This window comes from Sphingomonas sp. Y38-1Y (assembly GCF_032391395.1).
Taxonomy (GTDB): domain Bacteria; phylum Pseudomonadota; class Alphaproteobacteria; order Sphingomonadales; family Sphingomonadaceae; genus Sphingomonas.
This window is the reverse complement of record NZ_CP135916.1, coordinates 3202153-3220611: the sequence shown is the minus strand read 5'-3', so window position 1 is coordinate 3220611 and position 18459 is coordinate 3202153. Positions and strand designations below refer to the sequence as shown.

General features: G+C 68.7%; 10 protein-coding genes and 1 pseudogene. 10 read left to right on the top strand and 1 reads right to left on the bottom strand.

The window, feature by feature from the left end:
• Positions 1 to 28: 28 nt before the first annotated feature.
• The 4 genes from RS883_RS15265 (at position 29) to pgi (ending at position 7365) form a co-directional block, all read left to right on the top strand.
• On the top strand, positions 29 to 2806 hold the full coding sequence (locus tag RS883_RS15265; protein WP_315761036.1) for a valine--tRNA ligase: 2778 nt from the start codon (positions 29 to 31) through the stop codon (positions 2804 to 2806).
• 189 nt (positions 2807 to 2995) lie between these two features.
• Entirely contained in the window at positions 2996 to 4621 is a 1626-nt protein-coding gene (locus tag RS883_RS15260; protein WP_315761035.1) for an MFS transporter, read from the top strand.
• A 163-nt stretch (positions 4622 to 4784) separates the two neighbouring features.
• Positions 4785 to 5825: an alanine racemase gene (locus tag RS883_RS15255; protein WP_315765164.1), complete on the top strand. Its 1041-nt coding sequence runs from the start codon at positions 4785 to 4787 to the stop codon at positions 5823 to 5825.
• Between the two features lie 55 nt (positions 5826 to 5880).
• Positions 5881 to 7365, top strand: coding sequence for a glucose-6-phosphate isomerase (gene pgi / locus RS883_RS15250; protein WP_315761034.1), 1485 nt, complete (start codon positions 5881 to 5883; stop codon positions 7363 to 7365).
• A gap of 218 nt (positions 7366 to 7583) precedes the next feature.
• On the opposite strand, the gene RS883_RS15245 is transcribed toward pgi, so the two are convergent.
• Positions 7584 to 9380 carry an aminopeptidase P family protein gene (locus RS883_RS15245; protein ID WP_315761033.1) on the bottom strand — a complete coding sequence of 599 codons (1797 nt, stop codon included), beginning with the start codon at positions 9378 to 9380 and terminating at the stop codon, positions 7584 to 7586.
• A 68-nt stretch (positions 9381 to 9448) separates the two neighbouring features.
• Here RS883_RS15245 and RS883_RS15240 point away from each other — a divergent pair, with 68 nt between their 5' ends.
• The 6 genes and pseudogenes from RS883_RS15240 to rpoN all read left to right on the top strand — a co-directional run bounded on the left by RS883_RS15240 (position 9449) and on the right by rpoN (position 18416).
• Entirely contained in the window at positions 9449 to 10747 is a 1299-nt protein-coding gene (locus RS883_RS15240) for an APC family permease (RefSeq protein ID WP_315761032.1), read from the top strand.
• A gap of 8 nt (positions 10748 to 10755) precedes the next feature.
• Entirely contained in the window at positions 10756 to 12822 is a 2067-nt protein-coding gene (locus RS883_RS15235; protein WP_315761031.1) for a S9 family peptidase, read from the top strand.
• Between the two features lie 239 nt (positions 12823 to 13061).
• On the top strand, positions 13062 to 14633 hold the full coding sequence (gene lnt, locus RS883_RS15230) for an apolipoprotein N-acyltransferase (protein ID WP_315761030.1): 1572 nt from the start codon (positions 13062 to 13064) through the stop codon (positions 14631 to 14633).
• Between the two features lie 69 nt (positions 14634 to 14702).
• Entirely contained in the window at positions 14703 to 15887 is a 1185-nt protein-coding gene (gene metK / locus RS883_RS15225; RefSeq protein WP_315761029.1) for a methionine adenosyltransferase, read from the top strand.
• Between the two features lie 160 nt (positions 15888 to 16047).
• Entirely contained in the window at positions 16048 to 16824 is a 777-nt protein-coding gene (lptB, locus tag RS883_RS15220; RefSeq protein ID WP_315761028.1) for an LPS export ABC transporter ATP-binding protein, read from the top strand.
• Between the two features lie 78 nt (positions 16825 to 16902).
• A pseudogene (gene rpoN, locus RS883_RS15215) lies at positions 16903 to 18416 on the top strand (RNA polymerase factor sigma-54).
• The last annotated feature ends 43 nt before the right edge of the window (positions 18417 to 18459 follow it).

The following is an 18459-nucleotide window of genomic DNA, read 5'->3' as shown; positions in this document are numbered from 1 at the left end:
TCCCCGCCGTCTCGGATAGACGGGCGGCATGACCGACTTGCCCAAGACTTTCGACCCCGCCGCCATCGAAGCGCGCTGGTACGCGCATTGGGAAGGCGAGGGGCTGTTTCGCCCCGATCGCCCCGGTGCCGAGCCCTGGACGATCGTCAACCCGCCGCCCAATGTGACGGGCAGCCTCCATATCGGCCACGCGCTCGACAACACGCTCCAGGATATACTCGTCCGCCACGCGCGCTTGCAGGGCAAGGACGCACGCTGGGTGGTGGGTACCGACCATGCCGGCATCGCCACGCAGATGGTGGTCGAGCGCAACCTGGCTCAGGACGGCGTCAAGCGCACCGACCTGGGCCGCGAGGCGTTCGTCGACAAGGTGTGGGAATGGAAGGCCGAGAGCGGCGGTGCGATCACGCGCCAGCTTCGCCGGCTCGGCTGCTCGATGGACTGGTCGAACGAGCGGTTCACCATGGACGAGGGCTTCTCGCGCGCCGTCCTCAAGGTGTTCGTCGACCTGCATCGGCAGGGGCTGATCTATCGCGACAAAAGGCTGGTGAACTGGGACCCGGGCCTGGGCACCGCGATCAGCGACCTGGAGGTCGAGACGCGCGAGGTGAAGGGCGGCTTCTGGCGCATCCGCTATCCGCTGGAGGATGGATCGGGCCATATCGAGGTCGCGACGACGCGGCCCGAGACGATGCTGGCCGACATGGCGGTGGCGGTGCACCCGGACGATGCGCGCTATACGGCGCTGGTCGGCCGCAAGGTGCGCCTGCCGATCACCGGCCGGCTGATCCCGATCGTCGCCGACGAGCATGCCGATCCCGAGCTTGGCTCGGGTGCGGTCAAAATCACGCCGGGCCACGACTTCAACGACTTCGAGGTCGGCCGCCGCGCCGGGATCGAGGCGCGCGACATGCTCAACATGCTCGATGCCAAGGCGGCGATTTGCCAGACCGCCGACGGCCTCGTCCCCGCAGACATCCTCGGTCTCGACCGGTTCGCGGCGCGCGCGGCGGTGGTCGAGCGGCTGAAGGCCGAGGGCTTTCTGATCCCCCATGTCGACAAGGAAGGCGCCGAGCACGACGCCGAGCCGCGCACGATCCAGACGCCGTTCGGCGACCGGTCGGGCGTGGTGATCGAGCCGTGGCTGACCGACCAATGGTATGTCGACGCCGCCACGCTGGCCAAGGGCCCGATCGAAGCGGTCCGCGACGGCCGCGTCGAGATCGTACCCAAGACGTGGGAGAAGACCTTCTTCAACTGGATGGAGAACATCCAGCCCTGGTGCGTGTCGCGCCAGCTCTGGTGGGGGCACCGGATCCCGGCCTGGTATGCCCAGGATGGCGGCGTGTTCGTCGCCGAAACCGAGGCCGAGGCGCAGGCAGCCGCGGGCGAGGGCGTGGCCCTGACCCGCGATCCGGACGTGCTCGACACCTGGTTCTCGTCCGCGCTGTGGCCGTTCGCGACGCTGGGCTGGCCGGATGATGCCCCCCTCCCGCTTGCGGGAGGGGCCGGGGGTGGGCAGGCCGCACACGCGGCGTCCGCGGCCGACCCCACCCCCCAGCCCCATCCCGCAAGCGGGAGGGGGAGCAGGCTCGCCGGTCGCTATCCCAACGACATCCTCATTTCCGGGTTCGACATCCTGTTCTTCTGGGATGCGCGGATGATGATGCAGGGGATGCATTTCCTGGGCGATGTGCCGTTCCGGAAACTCTATCTCCACGGCCTCGTCCGCGCGGCGGACGGGGCCAAGATGTCGAAGTCGAAGGGCAACACCGTCGACCCGCTCGGGCTGATCGACCGCTATGGCGCCGACGCGCTGCGCTTCTTCATGGCGGCGATGGAAAGCCAGGGCCGCGACATCAAGATGGATGAGAAGCGGGTCGAGGGTTACCGCAACTTTGCGACCAAGCTGTGGAACGCGACGCGGTTCGCGATGGCCAACGGGATCGGCGCGTCGGCGACGCTGGAGCCGCCCGCCGCCGCCCACGCGGTCAACAAGTGGATCGTCGCCGAGACGGTGGAGACGGTTCAGGCGCTCGACCTGGCGCTTGCCGACCTGCGCTTCGACGCGGCGGCGAACGCGATCTATCAGTTCGTGTGGAGCCGCTTCTGCGACTGGTATCTGGAGCTCATCAAGCCTGTCTCGAGCGGAGACGAGAGAGGCACGATCGACGAGGAGACCAGGGCGGTCGCCGGCTGGGTGCTCGACCAGATTCTCGTCATGCTCCACCCGTTCATGCCCTTCATCACCGAGGAATTGTGGCATGCGCTGGGTGAGCGGCAGCACGACCTGATCGTCGCTAAGTGGCCGATGCCCGACGCGCGCGCGCTCGATCCGGCGGCGCGGGCGGAGATCGACTGGCTAATCCGGCTGGTGAGCGAAGTGCGCGCGGCGCGCACCGAACTGGGCGTGCCGCCGGGGGCCAAGCTGCCGATGCATGTAGCCGGCGTCGATGCGGGAACGGCCGAGCGGCTGGATCGCCAGGCGGCGGCGCTCGCGCGGCTTGCGCGCGTGGAGCCGGCAACGGGAGAGGTGCCGGCCGGCGGCTCGCTTCAGGTCGTGGTCGACGGCGCGACCTATATGCTGCCAATCGGCGACGTCATCGATCTGGACGCCGAGCGTGCGCGGCTCGCCAAGGCGATCGCGGCGGCGGAGAAGGAGCGCGATGCGCTCGCCGGCCGGCTGTCGAACGCGAGCTTCGTTGAACGCGCCAAGCCGGAAGCGGTGGAGAAGGCGCGCGCCGACCATGCCGACAAGCGCGCGGAGGCCGAGCGGCTGAGCGCGGCGCTGGCGCGGTTGGGGTAATCCCGATCGTCACCCCGGCCTTGAGCCGGGGTCTCGCTTGTTCCTTCTCTCATGACTGACGAAGAGAAGCGGGACCCCGGATCAAGTCCGGGGCGACGAAGAAGGGTTGAGTCTGCGCTGAGCCAAACCCCAGCTTGCCCGGCGCGTGCGCGGCGCTAAACCGGGGAAAACGACAGGGCAGGGGACGGCATGGCTTCGAACGACGGCGCGACGATCGAGCAGGTGGATGGCGCCGACGTGGCCGCCGAGCCGAGCGCGTCGGACATCCGCCTCGTCATCACCGCCTCGTCGCTCGGCACCGTGTTCGAGTGGTACGACTTCTTCATCTACGGCACGCTTGCCGCGTCGGGCATCATCGGCCGCACCTTCTTTCCCGCGGGGTCGGAGGTCATGCAGGCGCTGCTCGCCTGGGCGGGGTTCGCGGTCGGGTTCGGGTTCCGGCCGCTCGGCGCGGTGCTGTTCGGCTATCTCGGCGACAAGCTGGGTCGTAAGTACACGTTCCTCGTCACGATCACGCTGATGGGCGTGGCGACCGCGGGGGTGGGCTTCATCCCATCGGCCGCCTCGATCGGGCTGGCCGCGCCCGCGCTCATCATCCTCCTTCGCATCGCGCAGGGGCTGGCGCTGGGCGGCGAATATGGCGGCGCGGCGATCTATGTCGCCGAACATTCGCCGCCGGGCCGCCGCGGCTTCTATACCAGCTTCATCCAGGCGAGCGTCGCGGGCGGCTTCATCCTCAGCCTGATCGTCGTCCTGGGGTTCAAGGCGTCGATGACGCCGCAGGCGTGGCTGGACTGGGGCTGGCGCCTGCCCTTCATCTTCTCGATCCTGCTGCTCGCGGTATCGCTGTGGATGCGGTTCAAGCTGTCGGAAAGCCCGGTGTTCAAGGCGATGAAGGCGGCGGGCAAGCTTGCCGGCAATCCGTTCGTCCAGAGCTTCACCTATCCCGGCAACAAGCGCCGGCTGTTCGTCGCACTGTTCGGCATCGCCGCGGGGCTGACCGTCGTCTGGTACACCGCGATGTTCAGCGTGCTGTCGTTCCTGACCGGCCCGATGCGCGTCGAGGAGACGACGGCGCAGCTCATCACCGGCGGCGGCGCGGCGGCGGGGCTGTTCTGGTTCATCCTGTTCGGGCGCATCTCGGACCGGGTGGGGCGCAAGCCGCCGATCGTCATCGGGCTGATCGCGACGCTCCTGTTCCTGTTCCCGCTGTTCTGGATGATCGGCGGGGCCGCGAACCCCGGCCTCGCCCACGCGGCCGAGCGCGCGCCGGTGATCGTCGCGGGCCCGCGCTGCGCCTATGATCCCTTTGTCGCGAAGCAGGCGGATGCGTGCGGGCAGGTGCTCGATCATCTGTCGAAGAAGGGCGTCGCCTATCGCAAGGCACCCGCGACCAGCGTCGCGGTGTCGATCGGCGGCGTGCCGGTCGGCGACATCAGCCCCGCCGGCCTCGACGCCGCCTTGTCGGAGGCGGGCTACAAGCTCGACAAGGTGGTGCCGACGGGCGGCAACCTCGCCATCATCCTGGTCGCGATCGTCGGCCTGTCGGCGCTGTCGGGTGCGACCTATGGCCCGGTGGCGGCGGTGCTGTCGGAGATGTTCCCGCCCAGCATCCGTTATTCGTCGATGTCGATCCCCTATCACATCGGCACGGGCTATTTCGGCGGATTTCTGCCGTTCATCAGCCAGTATATCGTCGCCAAGACGGGCGATCCCTATGCGGGGCTGTGGTACACCTTCGCGGTGACGGCGATGGCGCTGGTGGTCGTGGCGCTGGGCCTCAAGGAAACGCTGAAGGCCGAGGTCACGGACTGATCCGTACCCCGGCGAAGGCCGGGGGCCAGTTGGGAAGGCTGAAGCGATGGGCGCTGCGCTCCCCAACGCGCCGCTCCCAACTAAGCCCCGGCCGTCGCCGGGGCACAAGCTCGCGGTGCTCCGGCTTCCACCCGCCCCGCGAACGCGCTAGCGGGGCCGGGTGATCGAGCTTTCCCCGCCATCGCGCCTGGTCCTGAGCGGCGCGGCGCTTGCCGACAATTGGCGCCTGCTTTCGCGGATGCAGCCGGGCGCGGCGTGCGGCGCGGCGGTCAAGGCGAACGGCTATGGCCTGGGCGCGGCGGGCGTGATCGAGCGGCTGGCGCGCGCGGGCTGCCGCGATTTCTTCGTCGCGACCTGGGGCGAGGCGGCCGCGCTCGCGCCGATCGTCGCCGCGAACGACCTGTCGCTGTCGGTGCTCCACGGCGCCCGCGCGGGCGACATGGCCGCGGCCGGGTCGCTCCCCGCGCGTCCGGTGCTGAGCACGCCCGATCAGATCGCGCGTTGGCGGGCGGCGGGTGGCGGCGCGTGCGACGTGATGGTCGATACCGGCATGAACCGGCTGGGCATCGCCGCGGCCGAGATCGGCCTGCTCGACGGGCTGACCGTCGAGACGCTGATGAGCCATCTCGCCTGCGCCGAGGAAGCGTCGCCGATGAACGAGCGCCAGCGCGCCGCCTTTGCCGCGCTCGCGGTACGGACCGGCGCGCGGCGGATGAGCCTCGCCAACTCGGCGGGGATCGCGCTTGGCGACGGCTATGGCTTCGACCTGACGCGGCCCGGCCTCGCGCTCTATGGCGGCGTACCCTGCGCGGCGCTCGGTGGCATCCGCCCGGTCGCGGCGATCGAGGCGGAGGTGCTCCAGCGGCGGCTGGTGCCCGCGGGCGCCACGGTCGGCTACAACGCCACCTGGACCGCGCCAGCCGATACGCCGGTCGCGATCGTCAACCTGGGCTATGCCGACGGCTTCCCCCGCGCGCTCGGCGGATTGTCGGCGAGCTTCGAGGATGCGGCGCTGCCGATCGTCGGGCGCGTGTCGATGGACCTGATTGCACTCGATGCGAGCGCCGCGCCCCTGATCGGCGAGGGCGACCCTGTCCGCTTCGCCATCGACCTGCCTTCCTGGGCCGAGGCGGCGGGGCGCTCGCAATATGAGTTGCTGACGGGGCTCGGCCAGCGGTTCGAGCGCGTCTGGCGCGACGAATAGGGTGTTGCCGACGCCCCCGCCACGCTAGAGGGCGGGCCTGCCGAAGGAGAAGCCCATGCCCGACTGGTCGAAGATCGAAGCCGCGCCGCGGCCCACGTTGAACGAGCTCTTCGAGAAGGGCGATCGCCTCGACGCGCTGACCCTCGACCTTGCCGGCATCCATTTCGACTGGTCGAAGACGCACCTGACGCCCGAGCTGATCGCCGACTTCGCCGCGCTGGCGGAGGAAGCGGGGCTCAAGGCCAAGCGCGACGCGCTGTTCGCCGGTGACGTCGTCAACGTGACCGAAGGCCGCGCAGTCGAGCATACCGCCGAACGCGGCGAGGGCGCGGCCGACAGCGTCTCGCGCGCCAAGGCGCAGCACGCCCGCATGCGCGCGGTGATCGACGCGATCGAGGCGGAAGCGTTCGGCCCGATCCAGCACGTGCTCCACATCGGCATCGGCGGCTCGGCGCTCGGCCCCGACCTGCTCGTCGGCGCGCTGGGGCAGGAGGGAATGCACTACGACGTCGCGATCGTTTCCAACGTCGACGGCCTGGCGATCGAGGCGGCGATGGCCGAGTTCGATCCGCACGCGACGATCATCGCGGTCGCGTCCAAGACCTTCACCACGACCGAGACGATGCTCAACGCCGAAAGCGCGCTCGCCTGGATGACCGAGGCGGGGGTCGAGGATCCTTATGGCCGCGTGATCGCGCTGACCGCAAACCCCGAAAAGGCGGTCGAATGGGGCGTCGACGAGACGCGCATCCTGCCGTTCAGCGACAGCGTCGGCGGCCGTTATTCGCTATGGTCGTCGATCGGATTCCCCGCGGCGATGGCACTCGGCTGGGACGCGTTTGAGGAACTGCTGGAGGGCGCGGCCGAGATGGACCGCCATTTCCGCTTCGCCGAGCCTGCCGAGAACGCGCCGGTACTCGCCGCTTTTGCCGACCTCTATTACACGCAGGTCCGCCGCCTCTCGACCCGCGCGGTGTTCGCCTATGACGAGCGGCTGCGTCTGCTGCCCGACTATCTCCAGCAGCTGGAGATGGAATCGAACGGCAAGGGCGTGACTGCGGAGGGCGTGCCGCTCGATCGCCCGTCGGCGCCGATCATCTGGGGCGGCGTCGGCACCGACGCGCAGCATGCGGTGTTCCAGCTCCTCCACCAGGGCACGCACGTCGTGCCCGTCGAGTTCCTCGCGGTGATCGAGGCGGCGGACACGCAGGACGAGCAGCATCACCGCCAGCTCCTGCTCAACGCGTTCGCGCAAGGCGCGGCGCTGATGAAGGGCCGCGGGCATGAGGATGCGGCGCGCGCCTATCCGGGCGACCGGCCGTCCTCGACGCTGCTGCTCGACACGCTCGACCCGCGGACGCTGGGTGCGCTGATCGCCTTTTACGAGCACCGCACGTTCGTGAACGCCGCGATCCTCGGCATCAACGCGTTCGATCAGTTCGGGGTCGAGCTCGGCAAGGAAATGGCGCGCGCGGCGGATGCGGGCGACCAGGACCTCGACGCATCGACCGAAGCGCTGATCCGGCGGGCGCTGGGCTGAGTTGTGCTCCCGCGGAGGCGGGAGCCCAGGGTCACAGGCGACAACGCTGCTTGGCTCTGGACTCCCGCCTTCACGGGAGCACGGCCAAACTTCCACCGTTCGTCCTGAGCTTGTCGAAGGACGTGTAACAGGCGGACCGCTTGCGACACGTGCTTCGACAGGCTCAGCACGAACGGGGGTAGGGGTGCCCCGGGTCGAGCCCGGGGTGACGGAGTAGATCAACCGATCGGCGCGCACTTTGCCTCGAGCCAGGCCCGATGCTCCGCATCCAGCGTCGGGCCGACCTTCGCCAGCACCTCGAAATGGTACGTGTCCAGCCACCCGCGCTCCTCGGGCGTCAGCAGCGCCGGCTCGATCAGGTCGCGTTCGATGGGCACGAAGGTGAGCGTGCGGAAACCGAGCATCGCCCGGTCCGCGCCCGGCACCTCACGCGGTTCGATCAGGATCAGGTTCTCGATACGAATCCCGTAATCGCCCGCCTTGTAATAGCCCGGCTCGTTCGACAGGATCATGCCAGCCTTCAGCGGCTCGGCCGGTCCGCCGCCGGGATAGTTGGGCGCGGCGATGCGCTGCGGCCCCTCATGCACGGACAGATAGGCGCCGACGCCGTGGCCGGTGCCATGCGCATAGTCGAGCCCCGCTTCCCACAAAGGCCGGCGCGCTAAACTGTCGAGCTGCGCGCCTACCGTCCCCTCGGGGAAGATCGCGACGGCGAGCGCAATGTGCCCCTTGAGCACGCGCGTGAAGCGATCGCGCATCTCCGCGGTCGGATCGCCCACCGGCACCACGCGGGTGATGTCGGTGGTGCCGTCGAGATACTGGCCGCCCGAATCGATTAGGAACAGCTGCCCGCGCTCGATCGGCAGGTTGGACTCTTCCGTCACATGATAGTGCGGGATCGCCCCGTGCGGACCGGTCGCGGAGATCGAAGAAAAGGACACGTCCTGCAGCGCGCCGGTCCCCTCGCGAAACTCGCGGAGCTTCGCGGCGGCGGAGAGCTCGGTCTGGTCGCCCTTAGGCGCTTCCGACTCGATCCACTTGAGAAAGCGCACCATCGCGCCCGCGTCGCGCAGCTGGGCGGCGTCGTGGCCGGCGATCTCGGCGGCGTTCTTGATCGCCTTGGCGAGCGTCACCGGATCGCGCATCGCCACGACGGTCGCGCCGCCGGCGTCGAGCGCGTCGAACACCGCCGCGACCGATCCCGCCGGATCGGCGACGACGCGCTTGCCCGCTAAGTTGCCGAGCGCATCGCCGAACGCCGCCCGGTCATGAAGGCGGACGGCGTTGCCCAAATGGCGGCGAACCTCGTCGGTCAGCTTGCTCTCGGCGACGAAGAGGTCGGCGGTCGCGTCGGCGTGGACGATGGCATAAGCGAGTGCAACGGGCGTGCTCTCGACATCGCCGCCGCGGACGTTGAAGACCCAGGCGATGGCGTCGAGCGCCGACAGCACCACCGCATCCGCGCGCTTGTCCTCCAGCCACTGCGCGATCTCGCCGCGCTTGTCGGCCGAGCTGCGGCCCGCAAGCGCGTCGGAATAAGCCGACATCGGCGCGGGCGAGGGGCTCGGCTGCTCGGCCCAGACCGCGTCGATCGGGTTGGCCGGGATCGCCACCAGCTCGGCGCCCTTGGCCGCCAGCGCGCGGCGCGCTTCCTCCACCCAGGCGCGGGTGTGCAGCCAGGGATCGTAGCCGATCCGCGCACCCTCAGGCGCGTGTTCGGCCAGCCAGCCCGACACGCTCGTCGCGGGCACGCCGACATAGGCCCAGTGATCGGCCGACACCTGCTCGCGCACCTGGATCGTGTAGCGCCCGTCGGTGAAGATCGCCGCTTCCGCCGGCAGCACCACCGCCGTGCCCGCCGACCCCTCGAACCCCGTCAGCCAAGCGAGCCTTTGTGCATAGGCGCCAACATATTCGGACAGATGCTCGTCGGTCAGCGGCACGACGAAGCCGTCGAGCGACTGGCGGGCAAGCTGTTCGCGAAGCGCGGCGAGGCGATCGGCATGGGTCGACATGGGGGATGCTCCTTTGCCGCTTCCCTTACCGCCGCCACGCAGCCTAAGTCGAGGCAGGGGGACGGCCGATGAGCGGGACGAGATTGCTGCGCGTGCTGGGCGCGGCGTTTGCGGTGGCGGCGGTGGTCGGCGGGACGATCGGGCAGGGCATCCTGCGCACGCCCGGCCTGGTCGCCGCGTCGGTGCCGGACGCACAGTTGATGCTGCTGTTGTGGCTGGCGGGCGGTCTGATTGCCGCGGTCGATGCCTGTTCCACGGTCGAGCTGGCGACCTCGATCGGCGAGGCGGGTGGGCCCTACGCATTCGTGCGGCGCGCGTTCGGGCCGGTGGCGGGGCTGGCCGCGGGGCTTGCCGACTGGCTGGGCAATCTGGGCGCGGTCGCGTTCATCGCCGTCGTGTTCGCCGAATATCTCCACCGGCTGGGCGCCGATGGCGGGCTGCCGATCCCGGTCGTGTCGGTGCTGATGATCGCGGCGATGTTCGCGCTGCAATGGCGCGGCACGCGCGCGGCAGCGGCGGCGCAGGAGGTGGGCAGCGCGATCAAGGCGGTGCTGTTCCTCGCACTGATCGCCGCGCTCGCCTTCGCGCGCGGCGATGCTGTCGCGGCCGAGCCGGTTCAGGGCGGCGCGATCACGCTGGTCGCGGCGATCGGCGCGTTCCGGGCGATCTATGGCACCTATTATGGCTGGAACGGCGCCGCCTATTTCGCCGAGGAACTGCGCAATCCGCGGCAGCTGGTGCGCGGCACCTTCATCGGCATCGCGCTGGTAACGGCGGTGTTCGTCGGCCTCAATGCCGCGATGCTCCACGTGCTGACGCCGGCCGAGATGGCGACCTCGACTTTGGTCGCCGCTGATGCCGCCGGGCGCGTGCTCGGCGCGCGGGCGGACACGGCGATGACCGTGGTGTCGCTGGTGTCGCTCGTCACGATCCTGGGCGTGATGCTGATGTTCCTGCCGCGTATCCTGTTCGCGATCGGGCGCGGCTTCGACCTGCGCTCGCTGGCGGGCGTGGCGGAGGGCGGGACGCCGCGCGCGGCGCTCGCCGCCACCGCGATCGGCGGCGCGTTGCTGGCGCTGGTCGGCGTCTATGAGACGCTGCTCGCGTTCAGCGTCGTGCTGCTCGCGCTGGTGGGCGTGGCGGTCAACGTGGCGGCGATCGTCGTGCGGCGGCGCGAGCCCGGTCTCCAGCGGCCGTGGCGGATGCCGCTGTTCCCGCTGCCGGCGCTCGTCTCGGGCGCGATCAACCTGGCGCTCGCGATCGCCTTCGTCGTCGAGGATCCGGCGACGAGCGCTGCGGCGATCGCGGCGATGGCGCTGCTGATGGCGGTGATCGTCCCCTTGCTGCGGCGTGACGCCCGCGGCTAGGGAAGGGCATGACCGCTCTCCCCCAGCCGCCCATCGCGGCGCAGCGTCCGCACAGCTTCACCGCCCATGGCCACACGATCGACGATCCCTATGCGTGGCTGCGCGACCCCGGCTATCCGGAGGTCACCGACAAGGGCGTGCTCGCCTATCTGGAGGCCGAGAACGAATATCACGATGCGGTGATGGGGCCGCTGAAGCCGCTCGCCGACACGCTGTTCAAGGAGATGCGCGCCCGGATCAAGGAGGACGAGGCAACCGTCCCGCAAAAGGATGGCGACTGGTTCTACTGGTCCGATTTCGAGGAGGGCGGCGAGTATCGGCGCTGGTGGCGCAAACCGGTCGCGGGCGGCGCCGACGAGCTGATCCTGGACGAACCAGCGCTCGCCGAGGGCAAGGAATATTTCCGCCTGGGCGCGCTGTCGATCAGCCGCGACGGGCGGCTGATGGCCTATGCGATCGACGACAACGGGTCGGAGCGGTTCGAGGCGCGGATCAAGGATCTGGCGACCGGCGAGCATTTGGCCGACGTGATCCCCGGCACGCTCGGCGCGCTGGTGTGGACCGCTGACGGCACAGGCCTGCTCTACACGCCGGCCAACGAGCATTGGCGCACCGACCGCGTCATGCTCCACCGGCTGGGTAAAACGGAGGAGACCGAACTGTATCGCGAGGCCGACGAGGGCTTTCGCGTCGGGGTGAGCGAGACCCAGTCGCAGCGCTTCATCGTCATCGCCGCGGGCGATCATGTGACGAGCGAAGTCTATCTCCTCCCCGCCGACGACGTGACCGCGCCCTTGCTGTGCGTCGCGCCGCGACAGGTCGGTCGCGAATATGATGTCGACGAGCACGACGGCACGCTCTTCATCCACACCAACGACGTCGATCCCAATTTCCGGCTGGTAACCGCCAGCCTCGACAAGCCGTCCGAATGGATCGAGCGCATCGCACCGAGCCGCCAATTCTACATGACCGACGTCGCCTGCTTCCGCGACTTCTTCGTGGTCGAGGGGCGCGAGGACGGGCTCGATCAGATCGAGCTCCATCCTTATTCGGGCGGCGAGCCGACGCGCATTCCGTTTCCGGAGGCCAGCTATGTCGCGGGGGTCGGCGACAATCCGGAATATGCGGTCCAGACGCTGCGGCTCGGTTACGAATCGATGGTCACCCCGGGCACCGTCTATGACTATCATGTCGGCACCGGCGAGCTTGAGGTGCTCAAGGTCCAGGAGATCCCCTCCGGCTACGATCCCGCCAAGTATGCGACCGAGCGGTTGAAGATCACCGCGCGCGACGGGACCGAGGTGCCGTGCTCGATCGTCTATCCCGCGGACTTCCCGCGCGACGGGTCGGGCAAGCTCTACCTTTATGCTTACGGCGCCTATGGCTATGCCGTGCCGCCGGGCTTCTCGACCAGCCGGATGAGCTTCCTCGACCGCGGCGTCGCGTTCGCGATCGCGCACATCCGCGGCGGCGACGACCTCGGCCAGCAATGGTATCTGGACGGCAAGCTCGAGAAGCGGACCAATACGTTCAACGACTTCGTCGACGTGGCGAAGGGGCTGATCGAGCGCGGCTTCACCTCGGCCGGCAACATCGCGATCGCCGGGCGGTCGGCTGGCGGTGAGCTGATGGGCGCGGTCATCAACTCCGATCCCGATCTATGGGGCGTGGTCGTCTGCGACGTGCCGTTCGTCGACGTGCTCAACACGATGATGGATGCCGCGCTGCCACTGACGCCGGGCGAGTGGCCCGAATGGGGCAACCCGATCGAGGATGCAGCGGCATTCGAGCTGATCCGCGGCTACTCCCCCTATGACAACGTCAAGGCACAGGCCTATCCGCCACTCTGGATCGGCGGCGGACTCAACGACCCGCGCGTCACCTATTGGGAGCCGGCCAAGTTCGCCGCCAGGCTCCGCGCGATGAAGACCGACGACAACATCCTCGTGCTCAAGACTCAGATGGGCGCGGGGCATGGCGGCAAGTCGGGCCGCTGGGAGAGCCTGAAGGAAGCGGCGGAGGAGAACGCCTTCGTGCTCTGGCAGCTCGGCGTGGAAACGCCCGTCGAAGGATGAATGCAAGTCAATCCCCCTCCCGCCTGCGGGAGGGGCTAGGGGAGGGCCTTCTTCTTAAGCGTTGGCGCTCGCGGCCAGGCCCTCCGCCAACCCCTCCCGCAGGCGGGAGGGGGGAAGGTTGCGGCTAAATCACGCTCCTCGTCGCCCTCCTCGGCCGTTCGTTTCGAGCGAAGTCGAGAAACGGCCAAAAACCGCGTAATCAGCGTTTCTCGACTACGCTCGAAACGAACGGATGATAGATGAGCCGCTTCGCGCAACGCCCCTATTGGACTCTCCTCGTCGCTGGAGCGCTGTCCGCAACCGGTTTCGCACCGCTCCAGCTCTTTCCCGTCACCATCGCCGCGCTCGCGGTACTGACGTGGCTCGTCCACGAGGCGCCCAGCCTCAAGGCGGCGCTGCTGCGCGGCTGGACGTTTGGCGTCGCGCATTTCACCGTCGGCAACAACTGGATCCAGCACGCCTTCGACTATCAGGACAAGATGCCGCCGGTGCTCGGCTACATCGCGGTGGTCCTGCTCGCGCTCTATCTCGCCGTTTATCCCGCGATGGCGGCCGGGCTCGCCTGGCGGCTGGCGAGCCCGCGCTCGGCGGGTGACGGGACGACGGCGCCGGGCGGCAGCTACGTCCTCGTCTTCGCCGCCGCGTGGATCGCCACCGAATGGCTGCGCGCGACGATGTTCACCGGCTATGCCTGGAACCCCGTGGCGGTCATCTGGCTGCCGCTCATCAGCATCGCGCGCGTGAGTGCGTTCGTCGGCACCTATGCACTGTCGGGGATCACCGTCGCGATCGCGGGTTCGCTGATGCTGCTGGTCGGCTGGCGGCGCTGGCGGATGCCGCTGGTCGCCGCCGCCGGGCTGCTGCTCGCGGGCATCTTCGCCTCCGCCCAGCCGCTGCCGGTGCGCAGTGGTCCCGACACGCCGCGCGTCCGCGTCGTCCAGCCCAATGTGGGCCAGGAGGCGATGCAGGACGGCAATTACGACCTGCGCATCCTGGAGGCGATGATCGACCAGTCGGGCCGGCCGCAGCGCCACCCGCGCCTCATCGTCTGGCCCGAGGGCGCGGTGAATTTCTACCTCGAGGACGGCTATCCCGCCGACTGGTACTATAAGGGCACGGCGCCGGTGACGCGCGGGCGCATCGCCGCGCTGCTAGGGCCGCGCGACATGGCGCTGATCGGCTCGACCGCGCTGGAGTTCGATCCCCAGGGCAAGCTGCTTGGCGCCGGCAACGCGATCTTCGCGCTCGATCCGGCGGGCAAGCTGGGGCCGGTCCGCTACGACAAGGCTCATCTGGTGCCTTATGGCGAGTATCTGCCGATGCGCTCGATCCTGGAGCCGATCGGCCTGTCGCGGCTGGTCGCGGGCGAGATCGACTATCTGCCGGGACCGGGACCGCGGACGATCGAGGTGCCCGGCTTCGGCGTCGTCGGCATGCAGATCTGCTACGAGATCATCTTCTCCGGCCAAGTCGTCGATCGCGCGAACCGGCCGGACATGCTGTTCAATCCCTCCAACGACGCCTGGTTCGGTGCCTGGGGCCCGCCGCAGCATCTGGCGCAGGCGCGGCTGCGCGCGATCGAGGAGGGGTTGCCCGTGATCCGCTCGACCCCGACCGGCATCTCGGCGGTGATCGATGCGCAGGGACGGCTGGTGGCGACGATCGGGATGCGGCGCGCGGGCGCGATCGAGGTGCCGATCCCCGGGGCGCTGCCGCCGACGATCTTCGCCCGCGTCGGCAACCTCGCCGCGCTGATCGTCGCGCTCGCGATGCTGGCGGTGGCGATTGCCATCCGCCGCCGTGCGGGCTAGGGCCGATATAACCATAGCTTTATATCTTGAAGTCCGGCCCCTGCGCCGGTGCCAACCCACGGGGAAAGCATGCGCGACAATTACCTCTTCACCTCCGAGTCGGTCAGCGAAGGCCATCCCGACAAGGTCGCCGACCAGATTTCCGACGCGGTCGTCGATCTGTTCCTGGCGCGCGATCCGGTCGCGCGCGTGGCGTGCGAGACGATGGTGACGACGCAGCGCATCGTGCTGGCGGGCGAAGTGCGCGCCAGCGAGGACGCGTTCCCCAGCCTGGCCGAGATCGAGCAGGCCGCGCGCGATACCGTCCGCCGCATCGGTTACGAGCAGCACGGCTTCCACTGGCAGACCGCCGACTTCGCCTGCCACCTCCACGGCCAGTCCGCGCACATCGCGCAGGGCGTCGACGAGAGCGGCAACAAGGACGAGGGTGCCGGCGACCAGGGCATCATGTTCGGCTTCGCGTGCGACGAGACGCCCGACCTGATGCCGGCGACGCTCTATTACTCGCACCGCATCCTCGAGAAGATGGCCGCCGACCGCCACGCCCGCGTCGTCGACTTCCTCGAGCCCGACGCCAAGAGCCAGGTGACGCTGAAGTACGAGAATGGCGTGCCGACCGGCGCGACCGCGCTCGTCGTCTCGACCCAGCATACCAAGGCGCTGTCGAACGACGCGGGCCAGCGTACGCTGCGCGACTATGTCCTGTCGGTGTTCGAGGACGTGCTGCCCAGCGGCTGGATGCCGACCGATCCCTCGCAGATCTACGTCAACCCGACCGGGCTGTTCGAGATCGGCGGGCCAGACGGCGACGCGGGCCTGACGGGTCGCAAGATCATCGTCGACACCTATGGCGGCGCGGCCCCGCATGGCGGCGGCGCGTTCAGCGGCAAGGATCCGACCAAGGTCGACCGTTCGGCTGCGTACATTTCGCGCTATCTCGCCAAGAACGTGGTCGCGGCGGGCCTCGCCAAGCGCTGCACGATCCAGCTGTCCTACGCGATCGGCATCGCCGAGCCGCTGTCGCTCTATGTCGACACGCACGGCACCGGCACCGTCGACGAGTCGAAGATCGAGGCGGTGCTGCCCAAGCTCGTTCGCCTGACGCCGAAGGGCATCCGTACGCATCTCGGCATGAACAAGCCGATCTATCAGCCCACCGCCGCCTATGGCCATTTCGGCCGCAAGGCAGAGGGCGATCGCTTCACCTGGGAGCGCACCGACCTGGTCGACGCGCTCAAGGCCGAGCTCGGCTGAACGAAGCTGCATCGCTGATCGATGGAGGGGCCGGGAGACCGGCCCCTTTTTCATGCTGCCGCCCATCCGCAACGCTCTTCCGCAAAGCTATGCACGAACCTTGCCAAGCGGCAGGAAAGGCGCGAAAAGGCGGCCTTCAACGGGAGCCGCGACAATAGCCATGGACGACGTCACCACGATCGAGGCCGTGCCGACCGTCGTCGAAGTGCCCAGCGACACCGGGCTGGCGGTCGTTTCCATTGCCAAGGCGTATGACAAGCGCGTCGTCCTGACCGACGTGTCGATGAACGTCGCGCGCGGCGAGGTGGTCGGGTTGCTCGGCCCCAACGGTGCGGGCAAAACGACGAGTTTCTATTCGGTCATGGGCTTGGTGAAGCCCGATTCGGGCCGCATCATGCTGGATGGCGAGGACATCACCGCGCTGCCGATGTATCGCCGCGCGATCCTGGGCCTCGGCTATCTTCCGCAGGAAACGTCGATCTTCCGCGGGCTGACGGTCGAGAAGAACATCTCCGCCGTGCTCGAACTCGCCGAGCCCGACAAGGCCGCGCGCCAGGCCAAGCTCGACCGGCTGCTCGACGAGTTCGGCCTGACCCGCCTGCGCGATGCGCCCGCAATGGCGTTGTCGGGCGGTGAGCGCCGCCGCGCTGAGATCGCCCGCGCGCTCGCCGCCGACCCGTCGATCATGCTGCTCGACGAGCCGTTCGCGGGCATCGATCCCATCTCGATCGCCGACATCCGCGACCTGGTGAAGGATCTGAAGCAACGCGACATCGGCGTGCTCATCACCGACCATAATGTGCGCGAGACGCTGGAAATCGTCGATCGTGCGTACATCATCTACGACGGCCGCGTGCTGTTCACGGGCAGCCCCGCCGAACTCGTCGCAGACGCCAATGTCCGCCGCCTGTACCTGGGCGAGAGCTTCTCGCTGTAGGGCGATGTCGGGCGTTTCCCTCTTGGCGCAACGTGCACTCTTCCCTTCCGGGAAGGGGAGAGCGTCGGTGGCCGTCGCATGAGCCTCGCCCCGCGCCTCGACTTGCGGCAGACGCAATCGCTCGTCATGACGCCGCAGCTGCAGCAGGCCATCCGCCTGCTCGCGCTGTCGAACCTGGAGGTGGAGGGCTTTCTCGCCGAGGAGATCGAGAAGAACCCGCTGCTCGAAGCCATGCGCGAGGATGATGGCGGTAGCGGCGGCGAGCGCGAGGCGCCGGACGACGCCCCCGCCGCGCGTGACGAGCCCGCTCAGGCCGACGAGCTGCTGGCGATGGGTGCCGGGTCGGGCGAGGCGAGCCTGGACGTCGACCTTGGCACCGAGTCCTTCCATCACGATAGCGCCAGCGATTCGGTCGGCGGGCTCGACGGCGGCCTCGGCATGGCCGGCACGGGTTCGGGGGGCGGAGAGGGGGAGGGGCTCGACTTCGACAGCTTCGCCGCCGCGGGCGAGAGCCTTCAGGACCATCTGCTCGCGCAGGCGGGGGCTGTGCTGTCCGGCGGCGACCTGTTCGTCGCCGCGCACCTGATTGATCAGATCGACGAGTGCGGATACCTGACTGCCAACCTGCTCGACGTGTCGCAGCGGCTGGGCGTGCCGCTGGTCGACGTGGAGCGGGTGCTGGGCGTCATCCACACGCTGGACCCGACCGGAGTCGGTGCGCGCAACCTCGCCGAATGCCTCGCGCTCCAGGCCAGGGATGCCGATCGCTACGATCCCGCGATGGCGCGGCTGATCGATAATCTCGACCTCCTCGCGCGCGGCCAGATCGCGCAGCTTCGCCGTATCTGCGGTGTCGACGAGGAGGATATGGCGGACATGATCCGCGAGCTTCGCGATTATGATCCCAAGCCCGGCTGCCGCTATGGCGGCGATCCGGTGCAGAGCGTCACGCCAGACCTGTTCGTCGCGCGGCGCGGTTCGGGCTGGGCGGTCGAGATCAACGCAGCGACGCTGCCCCGCGTGCTCGTCAACCGCGCCTATTATGTCGAGCTGTCGGGGAGCGCGGGCAAGGACAAGGCGGGCAAGTCCTGGCTGTCCGACTGCCTCGCCAGCGCCAACTGGCTGGTCAAGGCGCTCGACCAGCGCCAGCGGACGATCATCAAGGTCGCGAGCGAGATCGTGAAGCAACAGGAGGCGTTCTTCCTCCCGGTGTCGCGCATCTGCGCCCGCTTACGCTCGCGCGCGTGGCGGAGGCGATCGAGATGCACGAATCGACCGTCAGCCGCGTCACCAGCAACAAATATCTGAGCTGCGCGCGCGGGCTGTTCGAGCTCAAATATTTCTTCACCAGCGCGATCCAGTCGGCCGATGGCGGCGACGCGGTGTCGGCCGAGGCGGTCAAGAGCGCGATCCGGGCGCTGATCGCCGCGGAGGACCCGCGCAAGATCCTGTCCGACGACACGCTGGTCGAGCTGCTCAACGCCAAGGGCTTCGACATCGCCCGGCGTACCGTCGCCAAGTATCGCGAGTCGATGGGGATCGGCAGCTCGGTTCAGCGTCGCCGTCAAAAGGCGCTCGCAGGCGCGGCCTGAACAGCGACCCCGGCCCAAGAGCCAATCTATACAATGTTGGGAT

Coding starts and splice junctions, on each gene's coding strand:
- RS883_RS15265 (WP_315761036.1), top strand. CDS start 29: ATGACCGACTTGCCCAAGACTTTCGACCCCGCCGCCATCGAAGCGCGC.
- RS883_RS15260 (WP_315761035.1), top strand. CDS start 2,996: ATGGCTTCGAACGACGGCGCGACGATCGAGCAGGTGGATGGCGCCGAC.
- pgi (WP_315761034.1), top strand. CDS start 5,881: ATGCCCGACTGGTCGAAGATCGAAGCCGCGCCGCGGCCCACGTTGAAC.
- RS883_RS15245 (WP_315761033.1), bottom strand. CDS start 9,380: ATGTCGACCCATGCCGATCGCCTCGCCGCGCTTCGCGAACAGCTTGCC.
- RS883_RS15240 (WP_315761032.1), top strand. CDS start 9,449: ATGAGCGGGACGAGATTGCTGCGCGTGCTGGGCGCGGCGTTTGCGGTG.
- RS883_RS15235 (WP_315761031.1), top strand. CDS start 10,756: ATGACCGCTCTCCCCCAGCCGCCCATCGCGGCGCAGCGTCCGCACAGC.
- lnt (WP_315761030.1), top strand. CDS start 13,062: ATGAGCCGCTTCGCGCAACGCCCCTATTGGACTCTCCTCGTCGCTGGA.
- metK (WP_315761029.1), top strand. CDS start 14,703: ATGCGCGACAATTACCTCTTCACCTCCGAGTCGGTCAGCGAAGGCCAT.
- lptB (WP_315761028.1), top strand. CDS start 16,048: ATGGACGACGTCACCACGATCGAGGCCGTGCCGACCGTCGTCGAAGTG.